This window comes from Pseudomonas sp. NPDC089407 (assembly GCF_044900445.1).
Lineage (GTDB): Bacteria > Pseudomonadota > Gammaproteobacteria > Pseudomonadales > Pseudomonadaceae > Aquipseudomonas.
The window spans coordinates 14,524-18,938 of record NZ_JBJDNB010000059.1; the positions used below are offsets into that span (position 1 = coordinate 14,524).

Annotated in this window: 1 protein-coding gene; it reads left to right on the forward strand. The window is 58.5% G+C overall.

Annotation, left to right across the window (positions count from 1 at the left end; all coding sequences use genetic code 11):
* The coding region (locus ACI2KG_RS28555; RefSeq protein WP_404664202.1) for an immunoglobulin-like domain-containing protein at positions 1-4,415 on the forward strand (4,415 nt) is incomplete at both ends.

A 4,415-nucleotide genomic window follows, 5' to 3' on the forward strand; every position in this document is an offset into this window, starting at 1 on the left:
AACGACTCGGTCGACAACACCACCGCGACCCTGACGGCTTCGCCGAGCGTCACCGAAGGTGGCGTGATCACCTACACCGTGACCCTGAGCAACCCAGCCCAGACGCCGGTGACCGTGACCCTGTCGAATGGTCAGACCATCACCGTTGAGGCAGGCAAGACCCAGGGTAGCGTTGACTTCCAGACCCCGGCGAACGACGTCTACAACAACGGCTCGACCGTCAGCGTCACCATCGAGAAAGCCACCGGTGGCAACTTCGAACAGCTGACGCCTGACCCAACACCTGCATCCACTGTCATCCATGACAGTATCGACCCGGTGACCGTGAGCATCGTCAGCAACGGCAATGTGACCGAAGACCAGCAGCCATCCTTCACTGTGAAGGTCAGCCAGGCGCTGGACCGGCCATTGACTGTGACCCTGTCCAACGGCGACAAGGTGATCATCGAGGCCGGCAAAACCGAAGTCGAGTACAAAGCAGCGGCCCAGGGTGATGACATCATCAAGGATGCTGGCTCGCTCACCCTCAGCGTTACTGATGCAACTGTCCCAGGCGCTACTTTCGAGAACCTGGAGTTCGGTGGCCTGGCTACCGTTGAAATCTCTGACACGATCAGTGAGGTTGTCGCCACGCTGACTGCCACACCTTCGGTCACCGAAGGCGGCGAGATCACCTACACCATTACGCTGACCAACAAGGACGGCCTGCCGATCGATAGCCATTCGGCGCTGTACTTCACTCTGAGCGACGGCAAGACCGTTGTTGTGGTGCCGGCCAACAGTACCACTGGCTCGATTACTGTAAACGCTCCCGATAACGTTTATGTGGGTGCCAACGATCCTGTCGTGGTGTCGATTGCCGACGTCAGCGGTGCCGATGCGTGGAGGTTCGAACAGCTGACCCTGGACAAGACCCCGGTCAGCACCACAGTGACCGATGAGCCGGGTACACCTGGCAATCCCAACCCGGGTGGCGGCAACGAAGGCGACATCGTCAAGGTCACCATTACTGCTGACCAGCCGTCGGTGGCCGAGAACGTCAAGCCGACCTTCACCGTGCATATCAATACCGCGCTGGCCAACGACCTGGTCGTGACCTTGAGCAACAACGCTCAGGTCACCATCAAGGCGGGCGAGACCAGCGCGCAGTACACGCACGATGAGCAAGGTGACGACGTCTATCAGGATGCCGGTGAGATCACGCTCGGCATCAAGGCAGCTGAAGATGCCAAGGGCAGTGCCTTCGAGAACCTGCAACTGGGCGGCGACGCTTCGGTGAAAGTCACCGATACCATCGACGAAGTGGTTGCTAAGCTGACCGCCACGCCTTCGGTAACCGAAGGTGGCGAGATCACCTACACGATCACGCTGACCAATAAAGACGGTCTGCCGATCAACAACCACGCAGAGCTGTACTTCAAGCTGACTGACGGCACCACGGTTGTTGTCGCAGCCAACAGCACTACCGGTTCGGCCACTGTGGTTGCACCGGATAACGTCTATACCGGCAGTAATCCGCCCGTCGTCAACGCCATCGACTCGGTCAGCGGCGCAGACGCCTGGAAGTTTGAAAACCTCAACCTGGACAAAGCCGAGGTCAAAACCCAGGTTACTGACGAGCCAGGTACCCCGGGCAACGAAGGCGATATCGTCAAGGTCACCATCACCGCTGACCAGCCTTCGGTCGCCGAGAACGTCAAACCGACGTTCACCGTGCACATCAATCAGGCCCTGGCCCACGACCTGGTCGTGACCCTGAGCAACAACGCTCAGGTCACCATCAAGGCTGGGCAGACTAGCGCGCCATACGAGCACGCAGCACAGGGCGACGACGTCTACAAAGACGCCGGCGAGATCACTGTGGGCATCAAGTCGGCAGTCGACGCTACCGGCGCTGCGTTCGAGAACCTGCAGCTGGGTGGCGACGCTTCGGTTCAGGTCACCGACACCATCGACGAAGTGGTTGCTAAGCTGACCGCCACACCTTCGGTAACCGAAGGTGGGGAGATTACTTACACGATTACGCTGACCAACAAAGATGGTCTGCCGATCAACAACCATTCAGAGCTGTATTTCAAGCTGACCGATGGCACCACGGTTGTAGTGGCGGCCAATAGCACTACCGGTTCGGCCACTGTGGTTGCACCGGACAACGCCTATACCGGCAGCAATCCGCCCGTCGTCAACGCTATCGACTCGTTTAGCGGCGCAGACGCGTGGAAGTTTGAGAATCTGAATCTCGACAAGACTGAGGTCAAAACTCAGATTACTGACGAGCCAGGTACTCCAGGCAACGAAGGCGACATCGTCAAGGTCACCATCACGGCTGACCAGCCGTCGGTGGCCGAGAACGTCAAGCCGACCTTCACCGTGCATATCAATACCGCGCTGGCCAACGACTTGGTCGTGACCTTGAGCAACAACGCTCAGGTCACCATCAAGGCGGGCGAGACCAGCGCGCAGTACACGCACGATGAGCAAGGTGACGACGTCTATCAGGATGCCGGTGAGATCACGCTCGGCATCAAGGCAGCTGAAGATGCCAAGGGCAGTGCCTTCGAAAACCTGCAATTGGGTGGCGATGCATCGGTCAAAGTCACCGATACCATCGACGAAGTGGTCGCCAAGCTGACTGCTACGCCTTCGGTAACCGAAGGTGGTGAGATCACCTACACGATCACGCTGACCAACAAAGATGGTCTGCCGATCAACAACCACGCAGAGCTGTATTTCAAGCTGACCGACGGCACCAACGTCGTGATTGCAGCCAACAGCACCAGCGGTTCGGCCACTGTTATTGCGCCGGACAACGTCTACGTTGGCGCTAATCAACCGGTGGTCAATGCCATCGACTCGGTGAGCGGCGCAGACGCCTGGAAGTTTGAAAACCTCAACTTGGACAAGACCGAGGTCAAAACCCAGGTCACCGACGAGCCAGGTACCCCGGGCAACGAAGGCGATATCGTCAAGGTCACCATCACTGCCGACCAGGTTTCGGTGGCCGAGAACGTCAAACCGACCTTCACCGTGCACATCAACACGGTGCTGGCGCATGACCTGACCGTGACCCTGAGCAATAACGCGGTCGTGACCATCAAAGCCGGTCAGACTTCGAGCGAGCCCTACACCCACGACGCGCAAGGTGACGACGTTTACCAGGATGCCGGCGAAATCAGCCTGGGCATCAAATCGGCTGTGGATGTTACGGGCGCCGCCTTCGAGAACCTGCAGCTGGGTGATCCGGCTTCGGTCAAAGTAACCGACACCATCGACGAAGTCGTAGCGAAACTGACTGCCACTCCTTCGGTGACCGAAGGTGGCGAGATCACCTACACCATCACGCTGACCAACAAAGACGGTCTGCCGATCAACAACCACGCAGAGCTGTACTTCAAGCTGGCCGACGGCACCAACGTCGTGATTGCAGCTAACAGCACTACCGGTTCAGCCACTGTTGTTGCGCCGGATAACGTCTATGTTGGCGCTAACCAGCCGGTGGTCAACGCCATCGACTCGGTCAGCGGTTCGGATGCGTGGAAGTTCGAACAACTGACCCTCGACAAGACCGAAGTCAAAACCCAGGTCACTGACGAGCCAGGCACCCCTGGCAATCCGAACCCAGGTGGCGGCAACGAAGGCGACATCGTCAAGGTTACCATCACGGCTGACCAGGTTTCGGTGGCTGAGAACGTCAAGCCGACCTTCACTGTGCACATCAATACAGTGCTGGCGCATGACCTGACCGTAACCCTGAGCAACAACGCGGTTGTGACCATCAAGGCCGGTCAGCTCTCGAGCGAGCCTTATGTTCACGACGCGCAAGGTGACGACGTTTACCAAGATGCCGGCGAAATCAGCCTGGGCATCAAGTCGGCGGTGGATGTAACGGGGGCGGCGTTCGAGAACCTGCAGCTGGGCGACCCTGCTTCGGTCAAAGTGACCGACACCATCGATGAAGTGGTCGCGAAACTGACCGCGACGCCTTCGGTGACCGAAGGTGGCGAGATCACCTACACCATCACGCTGACCAACAAAGACGGTCTGCCGATCAACAACCACTCGGAGCTGTACTTCAAACTCACCGACGGCACCACGGTTGTCGTGGCGGCGAACAGCACTACTGGTTCGGCCACGGCAACTGCTCCTGACGACATTTATGTAGGCGCTAAGCCAGTAGTTAATGCGATTGAGGCGGTCAGCGGTGCAGACGAGTGGAAGTTTGAGCAACTGACGCTGGACAAGACAGAGGTCACGACCACTGTCACCGACAACCCAGCCACGCCAGACGTGACGACCTTGAGCCTCACCGCCACCGACACTGTGGCCGAAGGCGGCAAGATCACCTACACCGCCACCTTGACCAACAAGGCTGGCACCGACCTGGTGATCAAGCTGAGCAACGGTGAAACCATCAC